The organism is Janthinobacterium sp. 61 (assembly GCF_002846335.1).
Classification (GTDB): Bacteria; Pseudomonadota; Gammaproteobacteria; order Burkholderiales; family Burkholderiaceae_D; genus Janthinobacterium.
Genome location: NZ_PJMQ01000001.1, coordinates 5,381,095 through 5,400,010, shown reverse-complemented (window position 1 = coordinate 5,400,010; position 18,916 = coordinate 5,381,095). Strand labels below are relative to the sequence as shown.

12 protein-coding genes and 1 pseudogene are annotated in these 18,916 nt (G+C 59.7%); 5 read left to right on the top strand and 8 right to left on the bottom strand.

Annotated elements, in window-relative coordinates:
* The first annotated feature begins 36 nt into the window (after positions 1-36).
* From CLU92_RS24540 to CLU92_RS24525, 4 genes are all read left to right on the top strand, one after another.
* On the top strand, positions 37-1,032 hold the full coding sequence (locus tag CLU92_RS24540; protein WP_101483986.1) for a BMP family protein: 996 nt from the start codon (positions 37-39) through the stop codon (positions 1,030-1,032).
* An 81-nt stretch (positions 1,033-1,113) separates the two neighbouring features.
* Complete coding sequence (locus CLU92_RS24535) at positions 1,114-2,643, top strand: ABC transporter ATP-binding protein (RefSeq protein ID WP_101483985.1); 1,530 nt, start codon at positions 1,114-1,116, stop codon at positions 2,641-2,643.
* Positions 2,640-3,719 carry an ABC transporter permease gene (locus tag CLU92_RS24530; protein ID WP_101483984.1) on the top strand — a complete coding sequence of 360 codons (1,080 nt, stop codon included), beginning with the start codon at positions 2,640-2,642 and terminating at the stop codon, positions 3,717-3,719. The genes CLU92_RS24535 and CLU92_RS24530 overlap by 4 nt, the downstream gene beginning before the upstream one ends.
* A gap of 4 nt (positions 3,720-3,723) precedes the next feature.
* Complete coding sequence (locus tag CLU92_RS24525; RefSeq protein ID WP_101483983.1) at positions 3,724-4,695, top strand: ABC transporter permease; 972 nt, start codon at positions 3,724-3,726, stop codon at positions 4,693-4,695.
* 426 nt (positions 4,696-5,121) lie between these two features.
* Here the strand turns inward: CLU92_RS24525 and CLU92_RS28355 are convergent.
* Positions 5,122-5,706, bottom strand: a pseudogene (locus CLU92_RS28355) (NUDIX domain-containing protein); the annotation flags it as partial.
* 95 nt (positions 5,707-5,801) lie between these two features.
* On the opposite strand from CLU92_RS28355, the gene CLU92_RS24515 reads away from it, so the two are divergent.
* Positions 5,802-6,566, top strand: a complete 765-nt coding sequence (locus CLU92_RS24515) for a DeoR/GlpR family DNA-binding transcription regulator (protein WP_101483981.1) — start codon at positions 5,802-5,804, stop codon at positions 6,564-6,566.
* A 54-nt stretch (positions 6,567-6,620) separates the two neighbouring features.
* Here CLU92_RS24515 and CLU92_RS24510 read toward each other — a convergent pair whose 3' ends face one another.
* The 7 genes from CLU92_RS24510 to xdhC form a co-directional block, all read right to left on the bottom strand.
* Positions 6,621-7,688 carry a S1/P1 nuclease gene (locus CLU92_RS24510; protein WP_101483980.1) on the bottom strand — a complete coding sequence of 356 codons (1,068 nt, stop codon included), beginning with the start codon at positions 7,686-7,688 and terminating at the stop codon, positions 6,621-6,623.
* A 14-nt stretch (positions 7,689-7,702) separates the two neighbouring features.
* Positions 7,703-8,932 carry a phospholipase D-like domain-containing protein gene (locus tag CLU92_RS24505; RefSeq protein WP_101483979.1) on the bottom strand — a complete coding sequence of 410 codons (1,230 nt, stop codon included), beginning with the start codon at positions 8,930-8,932 and terminating at the stop codon, positions 7,703-7,705.
* A gap of 17 nt (positions 8,933-8,949) precedes the next feature.
* A complete protein-coding gene (locus CLU92_RS24500; RefSeq protein ID WP_257561690.1) occupies positions 8,950-10,647 on the bottom strand; it encodes a bifunctional UDP-sugar hydrolase/5'-nucleotidase in 1,698 nt (565 codons plus the stop codon).
* Between the two features lie 111 nt (positions 10,648-10,758).
* Positions 10,759-14,169, bottom strand: a complete 3,411-nt coding sequence (locus tag CLU92_RS24495) for a carboxypeptidase-like regulatory domain-containing protein (protein WP_101483978.1) — start codon at positions 14,167-14,169, stop codon at positions 10,759-10,761.
* Between the two features lie 792 nt (positions 14,170-14,961).
* Positions 14,962-16,464, bottom strand: coding sequence for an adenosine deaminase (locus CLU92_RS24490; RefSeq protein ID WP_101483977.1), 1,503 nt, complete (start codon positions 16,462-16,464; stop codon positions 14,962-14,964).
* 43 nt (positions 16,465-16,507) lie between these two features.
* Positions 16,508-17,824 carry a guanine deaminase gene (gene guaD, locus CLU92_RS24485; protein ID WP_101483976.1) on the bottom strand — a complete coding sequence of 439 codons (1,317 nt, stop codon included), beginning with the start codon at positions 17,822-17,824 and terminating at the stop codon, positions 16,508-16,510.
* 9 nt (positions 17,825-17,833) lie between these two features.
* Positions 17,834-18,913: a xanthine dehydrogenase accessory protein XdhC gene (xdhC, locus tag CLU92_RS24480; protein WP_101484871.1), complete on the bottom strand. Its 1,080-nt coding sequence runs from the start codon at positions 18,911-18,913 to the stop codon at positions 17,834-17,836.
* Positions 18,914-18,916 lie beyond the last annotated feature (3 nt).

Sequence of the window (18,916 nt, the reverse complement as noted above, 5' to 3'; positions counted from 1 at the left end):
AAAAATATACAATATCGATCTTCCAGGAGCCAATTCATGAAACTTACACAATTTAGTTTGACGATCGCAGCCGTATTTCTGACTGCTCAAGCGTCCGCGGCTACCCCAAAACTGGGTGTCGTGTATGACGCGGGCGGCAAGTTCGACAAGTCGTTCAACCAATCCGCTTTCGAAGGCGCATCGCGCTTCAAAAAAGACACAGGCATTTCCTTCATCGAAGTTCAGGCATCGAGCGATACGCAAGCCGAGCAAGTCATGCGCGGCCTGGCCCGCAAGAAACTCGACATGATCGCCGCCATCGGCTTTGCGCAAACGCAAGCCGTGCAAAAAGTCGCAAAAGAATTCCCTAACGTGAAATTCGTGCTGATCGACGGCCAGGCTGCCGGCAGCAACGTCAATTCCGTCGTCTTCAAGGAAGAAGAAGGCTCTTATCTGGTGGGTGTGGCTGCAGCCATGGCCAGCAAGAGCAAGAAGGTTGGCTTCATCGGCGGCATCGATATTCCTCTGATCCGCAACTTCGCCTGCGGCTACGCGCAAGGCGTCAAGGCCGTCAATGCAAAGACGGAAATCACGCAAAACATGGTTGGCACCACGTCCGGCGCCTGGAATGACCCAGCCAAGGGTGGCGAACTGGCCCGCTCGCAATTCGAGCGCGGCGTCGATGTCGTCTTCGCCGTCGCCGGCGGCAGCGGCATGGGTACCCTGCAAATGGCCAAGGAAAAAGGCAAGCTGGCCATCGGCGTTGATTCGAACCAGAATGGTTTGTACCCGGGCAGCATCCTGACTTCGATGGTCAAGCGCGTCGACAACACGGTGTATGACAGCTTCATGGAAGTCAAGAACGGCACCTGGAAGGGCGGCGTCAGCTATAAAGGCTTGAAAGAAGGCGGCGTGGATTGGGCGCTCGATGCGAACAACCGCAAGCTGATTACGCCGGAAATCGAAAAACGCGTGTTGGGTGCGCGTAAGGACATTATCGATGGCAAGATCAAAGTGATCGATTACCGCGTCGGCAGCAGCTGCCCGGTTTAATTTTTCTCCGTATCTTTTAGCGCGCCGCCGGGGCCTGTCTCCGCGCGGCGCGTTTCCATGAAACTATCCAGTTATGAACCTATGCAGCCAGCAGTAGAATTTCGCAGCATTTCCAAGCAGTTTGGACATGTGAAGGCGAACGCCGACGTCAGTTTCTCCATCGCCAAGGGCAGTATCCACGGCCTGGTGGGGGAGAACGGCGCCGGCAAATCGACCTTGATGAGTATCCTGTACGGGTATTACCGTGCCGACGGCGGAGAGATCCTGCTCGACGGAAAAGTACAGCCTATCCGCAACAGCCAGGAAGCGATCAATCTCGGCATCGGCATGGTGCACCAGCATTTCATGCTGGTCGAGAACTTCACCGTCCTCGACAATATTATGCTGGGCACGGAAGGCGGTTTCCGCCTGGCCAGCCACCGTACCGAAGCGGAAGCCAAATTGCGCGAGATTTGCGCGCGCTACCGCCTCGACGTCGACCCGCTGGCGAAGATCGAAGACCTCTCCGTCGGGGCGCAGCAGCGCGTGGAAATCCTCAAGCAGATTTACCGCAGCGCCAACATCCTGATCCTCGACGAGCCGACGGCCGTGCTGACGGCCCAGGAAACGGCCTCGCTGTTTGAAATCCTGCGCCTGTTCAAGGAACAGGGCAAGACCATCATCCTGATCACGCACAAACTGCAAGAGATCCTGGAAATCACCGACAACGTCACCGTCATGCGCGGCGGCACGGTGGTGGGCGCCGTGGCGACAGCCGGCACCTCGAAAGAGGAACTGGCCAACATGATGGTGGGCCGCCCCATCCAGAGCCACTTGCCACGCGCGCCCTACAATCCGGGCGCCACGGTGCTGGAAGTGGACGGTTTGCAACTGGCCGACGCGCAGCAAGTCAAGCTGCTGGCCGACATCGGTTTCAACTTGCGCGCCGGCGAAATCGTCGCCATCGCGGGTGTTTCCGGCAATGGTCAGAGCGAATTGCTGGAAATCCTGTCCGGCATGCGTTTGCCGACGTCCGGCAAGCTGCGTTTCCTGGACAAGGACTTGCCGTTTGGCAAGCGCACTGATGCCGACGGCTTGCCGCTGGCCTTCCGCGAACTGGGCATCGCCCACATTCCGGAAGACCGCTTGCGCGATGGTGTGGTGAAAAATTTCTCCGTCATGCAAAACACCATCCTCGGTTACCAGGATCACCTGAAAAACCGCTGGGGCCTGTTCAACTTCAAGGCCATCGGCGCCCGCTGCGCGCAACTGCTGAAAACCTTCGACGTGCGCCCGGCCAATCCGGACCTGCGCATCGGCTTGTTGTCTGGCGGTAACCAGCAAAAGGTGGTGATCGCGCGCGAAGTGCTGGCCAAGCCGAAACTGATGCTGGTGGGCCAGCCCACGCGCGGCGTCGACATCGGCACCATCGAAAGCATCCATACGCAATTGCTGGCCCTGCGCGACGCGGGCGTGGCGATCCTGCTGGTGTCCGTCGAACTGGAAGAAGTGCGGGCGCTGGCCGATCGCATTCTGGTCATGTGCGGCGGACGCATCACCGGCGAACTGAAAATTGAAGAATTCGATACCACCCGCATCGGTCTGCTGATGGGGGGAATGCATAAATCATGAATAACGACTTGCCACGCTGGGCGACAGCCTTTGTCATGCCCATGTTAAACCTGCTGTCGGCCTTGCTGGTCGCAGCCCTGGTCATTTATATGCTGGGCGAAGACCCGGCCGAATCGCTGTCGATCCTGATCCACAGCGCCATCCTCAATCCGGAAGGCTTGAGCTACACCCTGTTCTATGCCAGTACCTTCATTTTCACGGGCCTGTCGGTTTCCGTGGCGATGCAGGCCGGCCTGTTCAATATCGGTTCCGAAGGCCAGATGTATATCGGCGGCCTGGGCTTGACGGTGGCCATGCTGGCCTTCGACCAGACGCTGCCCGCCTGGCTGCTGATACCCGCAGCCATGATCGGCGCGGCCCTGTTCGGCGCGCTGTGGGGCTTGCTGCCCGGCTATCTGCAAGCCAGGCGCGGCAGTCACATCGTGGTCACCACCATCATGTTCAACTTCATCGCAGCCAGCCTGATGAACTTCATCATCGTGAAGTACCTGATTCCGCCCGGTGAACAGAACACGGCCAGCCGCGTGTTTGCGGAAAGCGGCGAAATGCCGCGCCTCTCCACTTGGTTCCCGTCGCTGGGCGATACGCCGCTGAACATCAGTTTTCTGTTGGCAATTACCGCGCTGGTGATCTACGGCGTGATGGTATGGCGCTCGTCGTGGGGCTTCAAGCTGCGCGCCACCGGCCTCAACAAGCATGCGGCGCACTACGCGGGCGTATCGATCAGCAAGATGATCATCATCGTCATGCTGATTTCCGGCGCGCTGGCGGGCCTCGGCTCCGTCAATTCCATCATGGGTTCGACGCATTATCTGTCGCTCAATTTCGTGGGCGGCGCCGGTTTCATCGGCATCGCCATCGCCCTGATGGGCCGCCAGCATCCGGTCGGCATCTTTTTGTCGGCCGTGCTGTTCGGCGCCCTGATCCAGGGGGGCTTCGACCTGTCGCTGGAAAAACCGAATATCCCGACGGAAACCTTCATTTTCATCCAGGGCTTGATCATCCTGTTCTGCGGCGCCATGGAAAACTTCTACGCACCGGCCATTTCCGCCCTGCTCAAGCGCACCAAAGGCTAACACCATGACACTCGACGACTTTCAATTCGCCAGCATCCTGGTATCGACCGTGCGCAATGCGCCCGTCCTGATCTTTGCCGCCATGGCCGGCCTGTTTGCCGAACGCAGCGGCATGATCGACATCGGCCTGGAAGGCAAGATCCTGGCCAGCGCCTTCGCCTCCGCCGCCGTGGCCTACACGACGCAAAACCCGTACTACGGCATGGCTGCCGGCATGCTCGTGTGCGTCGCCCTGGCCCTGCTGCAGGCGTATGTCAGCATCACGCAAAAGGGCAATCAGCTGGTGGCTGGCATGGCGATTAACATTGCCATGAGCGGCCTGACGTTTGTGCTGGCGCAATTTTTCTTCCAGCAAGGCGGCCGTACGCCCGACCTCGGTTCGGCGCGCTTGTTCGACGTGGTCTTGCCAGGCACGCAGTATGTGGAACACATTCCCTTCATCGGCTGGGTGTATGCCCACCTGATCGGCGGCCATTCCATCCTCGTCTACGTGGCGTTCCTGCTGATACCGCTCGTGCACTGGCTGCTGTACCACACGCGCTTCGGCCTGCGCCTGCGTGCCTGCGGCGAAAACCCGCATGCGGCCGACTCCGCTGGTGTGAGCGTCGAAGCAACGCGCTACATGGCGATGCTGGTGGCAGGCGTTCTGTGCTCGTTCTCGGGCGCCTATCTGGCCATCGTGCAAAGCGGCTTCTTCCTGCGCGACATGTCGGCCGGCGCCGGCTACCTGGCCCTGACGGCCATGGTGTTCGGCAACTGGCGCCCTGTCTACACTTTCCTCGGCTGTTTGATGTTCGGCTTCTTCGCGGCCATCCAGATCCAGATCGAAGGCGTGGATTTACCAGTCGTGGGCCGCATCCCCGGCTCGCTGATCCAGATGGTGCCTTACGTGGTCACGGTGATCGTGCTGGCGGGCTTGATGGCGAAATCCATCGCGCCAAAAGCTATTGGCATCCCCTTTGTAAAATCTCGCTAAGTCTGACTGTAACTTGATGCAAAAAAAAAGCGAAGCCCGCGGGCTTCGCTTTTTTTACGCCGGTGGAATCTCGTCCAGCGACAAATAGACCGGCAGCCCCAGGCCATGCGCCACATCCACCATCTGGTCGGCGCCCTGGGACGCGCCGCCGATGCGCAGCACGGCATCGCAGTGGCTGAGCAGGCGCGTCGCGTGTGCATGGAACAGTTCTTCATACACAAGGTCGCCCACCCGGGTTGAGCCGGCCAGCGCCAGCATGGGCAAGGCCAGCCATTCACCGAGCACGGGCATGTGACCGTTCGCGTACAAAGGCAGGCAGACGGCTTCCATGGCCGCTACATTGCGCGCAATCAAGACCGTATCGTCGCCCGTGCCCGAACGGTAAGGGCCGGCAACCAGAATCTGCAGTCCCCGTTTGCGCGGCATCAAGTGCAACTGCGCATGCTGCAGCAGCATGATGGTCTTGCCGTCGCAGATGCGGCCGTCCGCCACCATCTGCAGTGCCTGCGCCAATGGCAATTCCAGCACTTCGATATCTTCCCCCTCGTGCGCCAGGCCGCCACCGTCGCCGATGCGGCTGGCGGGGTCGTACTCGCCCACGAAGAAATGCAAACGCTCCGTCACGGAACCGGGGCTCATGAAGGCCTGGAATATCTTTTGCACCTGCCCCACCCGGTAACCGGTTTCCTCTTCCACCTCGGCGCGGATGCGCTGCTCCGCGCTGGCTTCTTCCAGCAAGCCGGCCGCTGATTCGATCAGGAATCCATCGTGCCCCTCGCGATACGTGGGAAAGCGGAACTGGCGGATCAGGATCACCGTGCGTTTGACTTTGTTGTAGAGCAAGATGGTGGCGCCATCGCCGCGGTCATAGGTTTCCCGCGTCTGCGTCTGCCACTGGCCATCGTGGCGCAGATAGTCGAACGTCGTCTTTTGCAATAGATACCAGTCGTGCGACAGGGTCTGCACTTGCTGGATGCGAACCCGTTCCTGCTTTGTACTGTCTTCGCGCATGTCATCTCCTTGTGCTTGCGTGTACTTGCTTTTGTCGACTTTATCATGCAGACTCGTGCAATATCAAGAAAATACAAGAAAACTCAAGAAAATCTATGCTCACACATCAGCGCAAACAATACCTGCTGGACTTGCTCCAGCGCGAAGGACAGATCGTCGCCAGGGCCGTCAGCGATGCCCTGGGCTTGTCGGAAGACACGATACGGCGCGACCTGCGCGAACTGGCCAAGGAGGGCTTGCTGGAACGTGTGCACGGCGGCGCCTTGCCCTTGCTGCCCCGCTCGCCCGCCCTGGCGCCGTTTGCCGGGCGTGAACAGATTTCGCCGCAAGCAAAACCCGCCATCGGCCGCGCGGCAGCGGCCATGATACAAGCGGGACACGTGGTGTTCATTGATGGCGGCACGACCGCCGTGCAACTGGCGCGCCAGCTGCCGCGCGAATTGCACGCCACCGTCGTCACGCACAGTCCCTCGATTGCCGTCGAACTGGTGAATCACCCATCAATCGAGGTGCTGATGCTGGGCGGGCGCCTGTACAAGCACTCCATCGTGGGCGTCGGCGCAGCGACAGTGGAAGCCATCGGCCGCATTCGCGCCGACCTGTATTTCATGGGCGTGGCCAGCCTGCATCCGCAAGCGGGCATCACCACCGGGGACTATGAAGAAGCGTGCGTGAAACGCGCGCTGAGCGAGGCGTCAAACCGCACTGTCGTGCTGGCCTCGCCGGAAAAGTTCAATACGGCCTCGCCGTTCCAGATCGCGCCCTTGAGCCAGGTCAACGATATCATCGTGCACCGCGACATCGACGACGCCCTGGTCGCGCCCTACCGCGACATGGGAATTGCCATCACCCTGGCATAAAAAAAGCGGCCCGCAGGCCGCTTTCTTTCTATTCCACAGCCTGTCGTCGCCAAATTATTGTGGCCAAATCACCTGCAACAGGGCAGCCAGATGATAGCCCGCCTCGATCAGTTGCTGCTTCGCCAGCGCCGAGCTGGGCACGGGGTAATTGTCCGGCACCGTCAAGGCCCACACCTTATACACCTCGCCCTTGCGGCTGGTCTGCTGCGTGGCCGGACCGGCTACCACGTCCGTGAAAGCAATTTTTGATGCCGCCAGCGAGGCATCAGCCCACTGATACGGCCAGGTGGCAGGGTCGCCAGTATTGCCGCTCACTTGTGGCTGGCTGGCAATCACCGTACGCGCAAACTGCTGCGGCGTGCGCGTGCTCAGGCGGCGCATGGCGTAATCGACCACGGTCGTATCCCAGTACGAATGCAGGGGCTTGGTGGGCGACTTCGGATAGGCGGGAGCTTTCGCCATGCCTTCTTCCACCGGCGGCGGCGCGGGAATCACGGCGTCCGACAGCGCCGTCATCTTCGCATCGTCGAGCAGCAAGTCGTTACCGCCGCGCGCATTGAAAATGACGACGTCGTCGATCTGTGCCTGCGTGGCCGGCACGAAAAACTGGCCATCCTTGCCGAGAAACGCATTGCCAACATGTAATGGCTGGTGGATATCGCCCACCAGGTGCGTGATCAGGATCAGCGCCTCGCGCTGGCTGAAGCCATGCGGATTGCTGGCGGCATCAGCCTTGCCCTGCAATACCAGGATAGCCTGCTTGAGCGTTTGCACGATATCGTCGTCAGCCGTGCCCACGCCATGGTCATGGTAGTGCTCGTTCTGGAATGGCACGTTCGTGTAATGGTATTGGCCATGCTTGGGGTTTGCCGCGACATAGGTCAGCATTTCGGGCGATTGCGGGCCGCAATACGTACCCTTCACGCAGTCGGGCCAGTTGGCGATCTTTTCCAGACTTTCACCCGGCAGCAGCAACTTGGCCATCTGAACCTGGGCGGCGCTGCCCTTGAGCAATTGGTCGGCGATGGCGCCCACGGCGCGGTGGCCGTCGTTGCCCCAGGCCAGTGCGTTGCCGGAAGCAAAAGCGGCGCCCAGCGCCAGCAAGCAAACTAACTTCTTCATCGATTTTCTCACCATTACTCCTTGCCTTGCGGCGCTGCCTTGGCCGGTTTCGGGTACTGCTTGTTGATGTCGATGGGCTGCGCATACGCCGAGCTCCACGTCTGTTCATGCAGCGCGGCAATCCGCTGCGCCATGGCATCATTGCGCAGTACCACTTCCAGGTTGCGCGACAAGTCGAAATAGCCTCCCGCCCAGTTGCTCGTGCCGACCCAGGCCAGCTTGCCATCGATGCTCATGGTCTTGCTGTGGATCACGCGCGCAAACGGAATGAACCCTGTCGAAGCCGTAGGAATCGTCACGATGCGGATTTCCACGTTCGGCAGCAGGGCCAGGCTTTTCAGGTAGGCGATGGCCGGCGCTTCCGTATTCCAGCTTGACACCATCAGCTTGATCTTCACGCCACGCTGGGCAGCTGCGCGCACGGCGTTGTCAATCACGGCGTAGTATGGACGCGTGCGGTTCGGGCCATACGACAAGGGCGCATAGTCGAGCAGCTGAATGCGCACTTCGCTTTTCGCTTCGGCCAGCAAGGCAGGCAAGCCCGTTTCCGAGTCGCCCACGCCAGCCGGGTTGTACGCATTCGGACTGGCCAGCAGGAAAGCGTTCTGCGCGTAATTGGCCGGTACCACCTTGCTGTTGAGCACCGTGGCGCGGCCGCCCTGCGACGTCAACGCCTGGGCTTGCCAATCTTGCTCGAAGATGGCTTGCACCTGGCTGACCATGGCAGGCTCCGTGATCTTCAAGCCCGTTTCATGAATGTGCTCGAACGAGCGCCAGTCGAAGTTCTGGCTGCCGATATAGGCGACCTGGCCATCGACGGCCAGATATTTCGCGTGCACGATGCCATTGCCCGTGATTTTATTGAAATCGATGAGGCGCAAGTCCAGGTTGGGCATCGCCTTGATACGGGCGATGGTCGCCGCGTCCGACAAGCCCACGCCTTTCTGGTCCAGCAGGAAGCGGATTTTCACGCCGCGCTGGCCGGCGGCCGTCAAACTGGCCAGCACCTTTTCAAAGGCCGTGCCCGGCTTGCTGACGGCATAGAACTGGGCGATAACGATCTCTTTTTTTGCCGCATCGAACAGCTCAGTCCACACGGCGACAGGTTCGCGCAAGTCGGGATTCGTCAAGGTGGTTTCCACGGGCGAGGTATGCACCAGCTCAAAGCCGGGAATGCTGAATTCGGCGTGGGCCGTGCCTGCGAACAGGCTGGAGAGAAGTACGGAAACAAATAAGCGACGCATGGTTATTCCTTGAAATGTTATTTGACGCGCACGATGCGGCCGGCTGCCGTGGCGCTGCCAGCGGGCTTGCCGGCGCGCGCGCGGGCAATCAGGTAATCGCTGAAGGCGTCGATATCGCGCACGCCCGTGTCGAGGCGGCGGGTGCCGGCCGCCAGCACGGTGAAACGGTCGCCGCCGCCAGCGAGGAAACTATTGGCGGCGACACGGTATTGTTGATTGTCATCAATAGCCACGCCATTGAGCATGATGCTGCCCGGCAGCACGCGCTGGCCCTGGGGACGTGTACTGTCCCAGCGATAGCTGAAACCTTCGGACACTTGCAGCAAGTTGTTGTCTTCCGCTTCGGCACCCGGCCATTGCTGCTCGAGCAAGGTACGGATTTGTGCGCCGGACAGGCTGACCACGATCAGGGTATTACCGAACGGGACAACCGCCTGGTTCTGGCCCACGTTCGTCATCAGATCGGCGCCCGCTTCCAGATCCTTGCGGATGCCGCCATTGTTCATCAGACCGATTTGTGCGCCGGCAGCGCGCGCGCCGAACAGGGTGCTGTCGGCCACCAGGTCGCCCAGCGCGGAAGCGCCGCTGCCCTTGGTGCTGCGGCCCACGGTGGGCACGGCGATGGCGGCGACGGGGCGCGACAACTCGGCCGCGCTGCGCTGCTTCACCGATTCCAGGTAAGCTGCCACGGCCGGGTCCGGCTCATACATGCCCGGCAGCATGACAACGTTTTGCGCGCTGGCATTGATCAGCGCGTTCTTGAGGGGATCGACCTTGAGTTTGATGCGCGTCAACATATGCCCGCCCATCTGTGCCTGCGTCACTAGGCGGCCATCGACACGGCACAGATAACCCTGGTGCGAATGGCCGCTGACGACCAGCTGGATCGCCGGGTCGAGGCGTTTCACCACGTCGACCACTGCGCCCTTCAAGTGGCTGCAATCGGGCTGATCGACGGCTTCCTTCGTCTCGCCGCCCTGATGCAGCAGCACGACGAACACGCCTACGCCCTGCGCGCGCAACTGCGGCAAGGTGGCGTTGATGGCGTCCGCTTCATCGCCAAACTGCAAACCGGCAATGCCGGCGGCCGTCACCACGGACGGCGTATCTTTCAGCACGGCGCCTATCAAGCCCACCTTGACGCCATGGGCCTCTTCGATGCGGTAGGCTGGCAGCAGGGACTTGCCCGTTTGCGTATCGATGACATTGGCCGCCATATAGGTATAGCTGGCGCCCTTGAAGTCGGGCGTGAACTTGCAGGCCTTGTCGGCGCGCGACGACTCGCAGCCGCCGCGCTGCTGGCGCAGCAGCTCCGCCTTGCCTTGGTCAAATTCATGGTTGCCGACCGAGCTGGCCTTCATGCCCAGCATATTCATGGCCACGATGCTCGGTTCGTCCGCCCACAGCGCCGACATGGCGGGGCTGGCGCCGACCAGGTCGCCATTGCCGACAAAAATCAGCTGCGCGTCTTCGCGGCGCCACGCCGTCAGGGCGCCGGACAAGGTATCGATGCCGCCGGCCTGCACCGTCTTGCGCTCCGCATCGGCAGCGCTCGTGTAGGTGAATTTGCTGCGGTCGAGGTTGCCGTGAAAATCGTTCAGGGCAACCAGATTCACTTCAATCGGGCCGCTGGGTGCAGGCGCCAGGTTGCTGCAGGCGGACAGGATCAGGATCAGGGCCGCGGCAGCGACCGGAGTGCGTAGGAAGTGAGCCATGGAATGATATTTATTGAAAAGGGGAAGAGTAAACCATCTTGTGTATAAAAAAACGGCTGGTGTCGCCACCAGCCGTTTTTTACTTTGCCGAGCTACGAGGCAAGGACGAAATTAGAATTCGTACTTGACCGTTGCTTGCAGCGCCCATTGCGATTCGCCTTTGGCTTGACGCGTTTCCAGGCCCTCTACGACAGGACGGGTGTTGTAGACATACTTGCCGTTTTCCATACCGACGTAGTCGACGAAGCTGCGTACCTGACCACCAGCCGATTGAAAGGCCACTTCATTGATACGGCCCCATTTACGGTTGATCATGTTACCGACGTTCAGGATGTCGAAGGTGAAGATACCCTTGTTACCCTTGAAGAAGCCGGGAACTTCCTGGCTCAAACGCACGTCGAAGCTGTTGGTCCATGGTGCAAAGCTTTCGTTACGGCCAATCACGCCGCCCTTGGCTTTACGCAGGTCGCCATTGGCGTTGACCACTTTCCAGAACGCCGCTTCGTTGGCAGCACGTGCCGCTGGCGTGGCGCCGGCAAACACGACGTCACCCGAACCTGGCGCGCTAGGAATGTACATCAAGTCATTGCCGGCCAGACCGTCACCGTTCAAGTCATTGTTGATGGTCCAGCTGTATGGCTTGCCGCTACGGCCTTCATAGAACAGACCAAACGTGGTCTTGTATTCGCCGAAGAAGCGTTTTTGCCAGTTGACGTTGGCCGTGAAGCGGTCCTTGACCATGTAGTTCGAGTTCGACGCGACATTCTCGTTCGGATTGAAGACGGCACGGCCGCCCCAGTTCGAGCTCGAGGTCGACGACGTCAGCGGCGACACTTCTGTGGCATCGCTGTACGTGTACGACGTACCCCACGACAGGCCTTCACGCAGCGGGCTGCGCAAGGACAGGGTCATCACGTTCGATTCACCTTTATCGGTGTTCTTGGCGATCAGCACCTGGCCGAAGGCGGCATTGCTGCCGGCTTTTGTCAACGCGCTGCAATTCGCACCACCGATCAGACCGCCCGTCGCATTCCAGCACGAGGTTTTGTAGGCGTTCGGGCCATAGTACATTGGACGGCCATCACTACCGAAAGCCGTTGGCGCACCCAGATTCAACTCTTCATAGTAAATCGAGTTTTTGGTTTGCAGGCGCAGGTATTCAGCGCCAAAAATCAGACCCATCCATGGCAACTCATGTTCGAACGCCAGGTTGGCCTTCCATACGGATGGCTGCGCCAAGTCCGTGCTAAGGGCATCGACCTTCATGGCTGGAACAACAGCGCTCAGGTTGCTAGGCTGCTTGGTTGGATCCGGGTTGAAGAACCCATCGGTTGTCGGGCAGGTGCCAGCCGAGGAGGTGCAAGTGATGTTTTGGGTGACCAGACCGGTATTTTGGTAAGGATTACCCAGCCATACGCTGGCTGCCGCACCTTGGAACAGGCCGAAGCCGCCGCGGAACTGCGTCGGACGTGCCGAATCGAGCTTGTAGTTGAAGCCAACGCGTGGCTGGTACAGGTTCTCGCCATCGATGGTGTGCGAATTGTCGATGCCGAAACCGCCCGTTTGACGACCGGTTGGCGTCGTACGTGCCACCGTTGGCTGGGCAGCCAATGCATTGTAGAGCGGTTTTTCACCGATGCGTGTGCCATCGATGCGCAAACCGGCCATGACCGTCAGTTGCTTGCTGACATCCCAGCTATCTTGCAGGAACAGGCCGATGTTTTTCAGCGAGAACGTCGCAATGGCATCGTTCAGCGTGCGGCCAGGCTGCGCCACCTGATAGGAGTACGAGCTTGGACGGCCGCGGCTGAAGTTTTCCAGTACGGCGGCTTGCAGTTGCGCCGCAGTGGCGGTACCGCAATTGATCGCGCCAAACGAATAGGCCACAGTTGCGCTGCTGTTGATACAACCGAAGGTGTAGTTACCGTTGACGTTTTGCAGGAACGCGTTATAAACGTCATTCTTGCTGTAATCGGTACCAAACTTGACTTCATGATCGCCCAGCGCCCAGGTACCGGCTGCGTAGAAATCTTTGGTCTTGGTGCCCAATACGTTTTTCTGGCGGCTCTGTTCCGTACCAAAGTTCAGGAAGCGGCTACCGGTAGCCAGGCCAGCCGGCGCTCCGGCTGGCAGCGCGCCCGTGAACTGCAAGCCCATGGCCGGCAGGAAGGCATTGTTTTTTGGCACGCTGTCATATTTGCGCGACGACACCTTTACTTCGGTCGAGAACGTTGGCGTCCACTCGGCCGTCCACTGGCCAACCAGAGTCTCCAGGCTTTTCTCTTGCGCGTACCAGTACGAGCTCAGCGACAGGCCAGTCGCCGAGAAACCCGTGTAGATTGGCTCGGATTGTTCGGTCTTGGCATAACGCACCATCATGCGCTGGGTGTCGGTCAAGTTCCAGTCCAGTTTCAGCAGCTTTTCCTTGGCCGTGAATTCCGAACCACTAGGCACAGCCGAGGTGCCGATATCGAGACCGTACTTGTCTTTGGCGATGGTGACGGCGCCATCGATAGCCGATTGCGTAATAGCAACGTTAGTCTGCGCGCTGCCGATCGGACCGAAGGAAGGGGCGCCGCGCGAGCTCTTGGTTTCTTCGTAGTTAGCAAACAAGAACAGTTTGTCTTCGATCAGCGGGCCGCCCAGGGTGATGCCCTTGGTGGTGTCCTTCGATTTCGGTGGCGCGCTGTAGGTGTCGTCGGTGCTGTTGTAACGGTCGCCGGACGTGGTGTCATTACGGAAGACGTAATACACGCTGCCCTTGACCTTGTTGGTACCGGACTTGGTCACGGCATTGATGTTGGCGCCCGTGTAGCCTTTTTGCGTCACGTCATAGTTGGCGACGTTCACTTGCACCGACTGGATCGCTTCGATCGAGATCGGTTGCTTGCCCGTTGCTGTGCCGGACGCTTCCAGGCCGAAGGTGTCGTTCACGGCCACGCCGTCAATCGTCATTGAGTTGTAGCGCGAGTTCTGGCCAGCGACGGAAATTTCACCGCGTTCCTTGTCTGTTTGCGACAGGCGTGGGTCGGCGCGGGCATAGTCTTGCAGGCTGCGCGAGATCGATGCCTGGGTAGCCAGTTCGGTCGGGCTGATATTGGTGCCGGCGCCCATGTTGTTGCGGTTAAACACCTGATTGCGGATGGCGTTCGTGCTGACATTCACCACTTGCATCTGCGCGCCCAGGGTCGCATCGACGCTGGCCGTTTCAGCCAGCTGGATGAAGACGCCTTCGCGTTTTTCCACTTCGCCATTCTTGGTAATGGTGATCGTGTAAGGACCGCCTGCGCGCAAGCCACGTGCAACATAGCGGCCTTCGGCATCGGTGGTCACGTTGCTGACGGAGCCAGATTCAACGTGAACGATATTGACCTGGGCGCCAGCTGCAGGCTTGCCGTCATTGGACGAGATACGTCCGCTGATGGCCGAGGTAGTGTTCTGTGCGAACGATGGTACCGCCGCCAGTGCAATAGACAGGCTGAACGCGATTTGCGTTAGCCGAAGTCGTTTGTGATTGATCATCTTTAACCCCAGAAAAGACTATTATTTTTGAAAATCCTGGATTGCCCCACCGTCCGGCTGCGCCGCACAGCAACACAAACTCAAGATCTCCTCTTTACGATGCTGCAACTGTTACGCCGGCGGGACTGGCTGCGGTCCTGATAAGACCATCACAAAACGCCACTCCACACATCACAACTATTCCTATCCAGACAAAAACGGCGGAAAAAACTGCAACCGATCCGTACGACCCAGGGCGCTAGCACCTGTGTCATTCACCCGACAGCCTTACCCGGCTAACATGGCAAGCCGCGAGTGTAATTGTTAAATATTTCAAGACTGTGACACGGTGGCAAAATACAGAAGAATGTCGTCATCTAGCTGCGCGACTGTGTGTTTCACTCTGCATCTCACCTTTATTTACTGCAAATACCCATCTTCATACGATATCGCCAAAGTAAATTGTGACTTTTTAATATCACCCTCATCCCACTATGCATCATCAAAAAATGGATGACAAATACGTTTTTTTTTACATATTTATATGTTTAAAGTATAAATAGCATGAGTAACTAGCTGGATTGATATCGTGCTGGCAGCGTCCGGGCTTATGGCGCGAGATTATAAATGAGCAATATGTACTTGAAATTGATTCATCCAGGAAATTGTATAAAGTCGTGCATCTGGTGCGAATTGTGTCGCATGGCTGCCACAAAATTGGCAAAATAGCATCGCGAAGGTTTGAGGGGGAAAATGAAAAACGGCCGGAAGATCCGGCCGCCTTGATAGTGTCAGTCGTGAACGTCGCGCAACTTACGGTTTGTTGCTCTTGCCTGCCTTGTCGGCTGCGGCAATGTCCGCTTCAAAACGGGTGAAACGGGCATCGAGTGCTTTCAGCAAACGTTGTTTGTCCGCTTCCGCCAGGAAGGAATACCGCAGGCTGTTATAGGATAGCTTTTTGATTTCCGCATAATCGGTCTTGTACTGGCTGGCAAACAGCACATATTCATTCGACAGGGTATTGCGCGAAACGCCCGCATCATCAGTGGAGATGACGAATGGCACGCCATACTTGCGGTACAGGGTGATCGGATGGGCCTGGCCCTTGATACCGAGAATGTAATCGTTGCTGGTCAGATTCACTTCCACGGGAATGCCCCGCTCGCGCATCTTCTGCATGGTGGCCAGCGCATTGTGCTCGTAGGCGATATCCATGCCGTGGCCGATACGGTCGGCGCCCGCCACATCGACGGCTTCGGCGATATGGAAGGCCATGCCTTCCGGCGGCACCATGCCCAGCGCCAGCTCGCCGGCATGCAGGGCGATCTTGACGTTCGGATACTTTGCCTTGAGGAACTTGAACATTTCCATGTGCAGGCTGTAATCGCGCATGGACACGTTCACGCTTTCCTGGCCCACGATGTTCACGCCCACCAGCAGCGGATTCAGGCTCGCTGCCTTGAACGCAGCCACCATCGAGGAAAAAACTTGCGATGGCGACAGGAAACGCAGCACATACGCCTGGTAACGCATGGTGAAATTCGCATCGTCGATGCCGGCGCTGCTGGCGTTGACGTTATCGTTGTAGGCGGTGATACTTTTCTGGAAGCTGGCGTCCTGCTCCAGGCTCTGCGTCCAGTTGGCCAGCACGGCTTGCAACGCTGCCGGCTGCAAGCCCGGCGCCAGCACTTGCTGGTCGAACTGCGCGTTCTGCACGAAGGGCGACAGCTCGAAAATCGTCTCGATGTAGCTGAGGTTTTCCGCGATGGCGCGCTGCTTCAGGGTTTTCAGGCCATCCGCCGTGTTGCTCGACGCCACGGGGCCGAAATAGCCAAAGGTATCAAAAAAAGTGCGGTCCGGCGGCGTCTGGATGGCGCCGTGGTTGTAGAAATCCTTGGTTGACCAGCGCTGCAGCAATTCCGCATACAGGCCCGCATCGGCAAACACTTCCGTGGACGACAGGCAGCCACGCTGCGCGGCCGGCTTGGCGCGCTCGGCCGCCACGACGTCCCTGTTGCTTTCGATGCGGTAGGTCGTCTTGTTGACGCAGTAATTCTCCTTGTCGACCCAGTCGAGGAATTGCTCGGCGTAAATGGCGCCTGAGTAATGGTGATGCAAGTCCCCGCCCTTGGGCATCATGGAAAAGAACAGGCTCAACTCGGCCGTCTTAGGCTGCGTACCCGCAACCAAGGCGGCAAAATGGCGCGCGGTGGCAGCTTCGTTGGAAGTTGGGGCGGCCACTGCTTTGGCTGCTTGCGCCGGTCCGGTCAATGCCAGCGCGGCGCCAAGCGCCAGGCCAGTGAGTTTCTTGTGCATTCGCGTTCTCGCTCAGGATAATTCGTATGGAACAACGGGTAGGTCAGCCCTGCCCCCGCACATGCACGCATTGCCCGCCTGAATAGGTGGCAGCCACGGCCCGGTCGTCGCCCAGCAGCGCAAAGGCAAACAGCAATTCCTCCAGGCTTTGACAGCCGGCCGTGCGGCGAGCCAGCAGCGGCGTCGATTGCTTGTCGAGCACGATAAAATCCGCTTCCGTGCCAGCCGCGAAATTGCCCAGGATGCCTTCCAGTTGCATGGCCCGTGCTGCGCCCAGGGTTGCCAGGTAAAACATGCGCAAGGCGGGCAGATAGCTGCCTTTCAAGCGTGCTACTTTATAGGCTTCGTTCATGGTTTGCAACATCGAGAACGAGGTGCCGCCGCCCACGTCGGTGGCCAGCGACAGCAGCACTCTCGCCGCATCGGCCCGCTCGAAATCGAACAGGCCGCTGCCCAGGAACAGGTTGGATGTGGGACAAATGGCGGCCGCCGAGGACGTTTCCGCCATGCGCGCGCGGTCGCGCTCATCGAGCCAGATGCAATGGCCGAACATGGCGCGCGGGCGTAGCATGCCGTACTGGTCATACACATCGAGGTAGCTGCGCGCCTGCGGATGCAGTTCGCGCACCCAGCGGCACTCATCCTCGTTCTCCGACACGTGGGTTTGCAGATACGTATCCGGATAGGCGCGCGCCAGCTCGCCCGCCAGGTGCATCTGTTCGTTCGTCGAGGTGGGTACGAAACGGGGTGTGATCGCATATAGCGAGCGGCCATGCTTGTGCCAGCGCCGGATCAGTTCCTCGCTTTCACGCGCGCCGGACTCGGCCGTGTCGCGCAGGAATTCAGGACAATTGCGGTCCATCATGACTTTGCCCGCCACCATGCGCAAGCCGCGCGCCTCGCTGGCGCCAAAGAAGGCATCGACCGATTGCGGATGCACGCTGCCATACACCATGGCCGTCGTGGTGCCGCAGCGCAGCAGTTCATCGAGGAAAAACTCGGCCACATCGCGCGCATGGACAGGGTCTTCAAATGCGCGTTCGGTGGGGAAGGTGTACGTTTCCAGCCACGGCAGCAAACCGGGCGCGGGCGAGGCGATCATTTCCGTCTGCGGGAAATGCAAATGCGTGTCGATAAAGCCGGGCACGATCAGCTTGCCCCGGTAATCGACGACAGGCGTGCCGGGTGGCAAGGTGGCCAGCAGTTGCGCGTAATCGCCCGCTGCCACGACCTTGCCATCAGCCACGATCAGCAAGCCATCCGCATGCCAGGCGTGCGCCTCCTCGTTGACAGCGGGATCGGCGTGGAAGTGCAGCAAGCTGGCACGGTAAGCTTGCAATGTGGCAGGAACAATCGGCATGACTTCTTTCTATAAGGGGTGAATGGCGGCGCGGGTTGGGCGGCGCAGTGGCGTGCTGGCATTAGCCAGCCGCAGCGGTGCGGCCAGGGCCGCGCTGGCGGCCTCTTCCCACACCATCAATAATTGACAGGCCACGGAGGCGGCGATCACGGCCGGGGCCTTGTTGCGGATGCCTGGCATGCCGATCGGGCACACCATGGCGGCAATGCGCTCATCCGGCACGCCGCGCGCCTGCAGACGGTGCTCGAACTGCTTGCGTTTCGTTTGCGAGCCGATCAAGCCGAACCAGCCCGCATCCTCGCGCTCCATGATGGCTTGCGTCAGGCGCTGATCGAGCGCATGACTATGTGTCATGACAAGAAAACTGCCGCCCGGCGGCGCCATCGCAACAAATTCCTCCGGCATATCGGTGGCGGCGATGCGCACATTCGCTGGCAAACCCGCAGGCAACGCCGCGGGAAACATGTCTTCGCGCTCGTCAACCCAGGTGATATTGCAGGGCAAGTGGGCCAGCGCGCGCACGATGGCGGTGCCCACGTGGCCGGCGCCGAACAAGGTCAGGTGCGCGCGCGGTGCCCGGCAAGGGTCGACCAGCCAGCGCCGCCCCGTGCCATCCTGCGCAACATGGGTACTGCGTTCGCGCGAAAACGTGTCCGGCGCCTGTGCCGGCACACCGGCGATCAGCGCGCCCGCCGCATCGAACAGGGCGGCGGCGGTGTCGCCATCGAGCGCCGTCAGGCGCCAACTATCCTGCTGACGGCGCTCGCGCAAGGCGGCCAGCAACGCTGTCAGGCTGGCGTCGACATGCTCAAATGCCAGGTGCACGACGCCGCCGCAGCATTGGCCCAGGCTGGGGCCCAGCGCGAAACGCTCGAGCCGCGCATGGGTGTCTCCCGTGGTCAGCATGGTCTTGGCGATTTCTACTGCACGCAATTCCAGGTGGCCGCCACCGATGGTATCGACCTGGCCATCGAGGGTGACGCGCATCTTCGCCCCCGCTTCGCGCGGACCCGAGCCTTCCACCAGGGCCACCGTCACCAGCACAGATGCCTGCGTGTCGTTCTCGATTGCCGTCAACCAGTCGTTCATCAT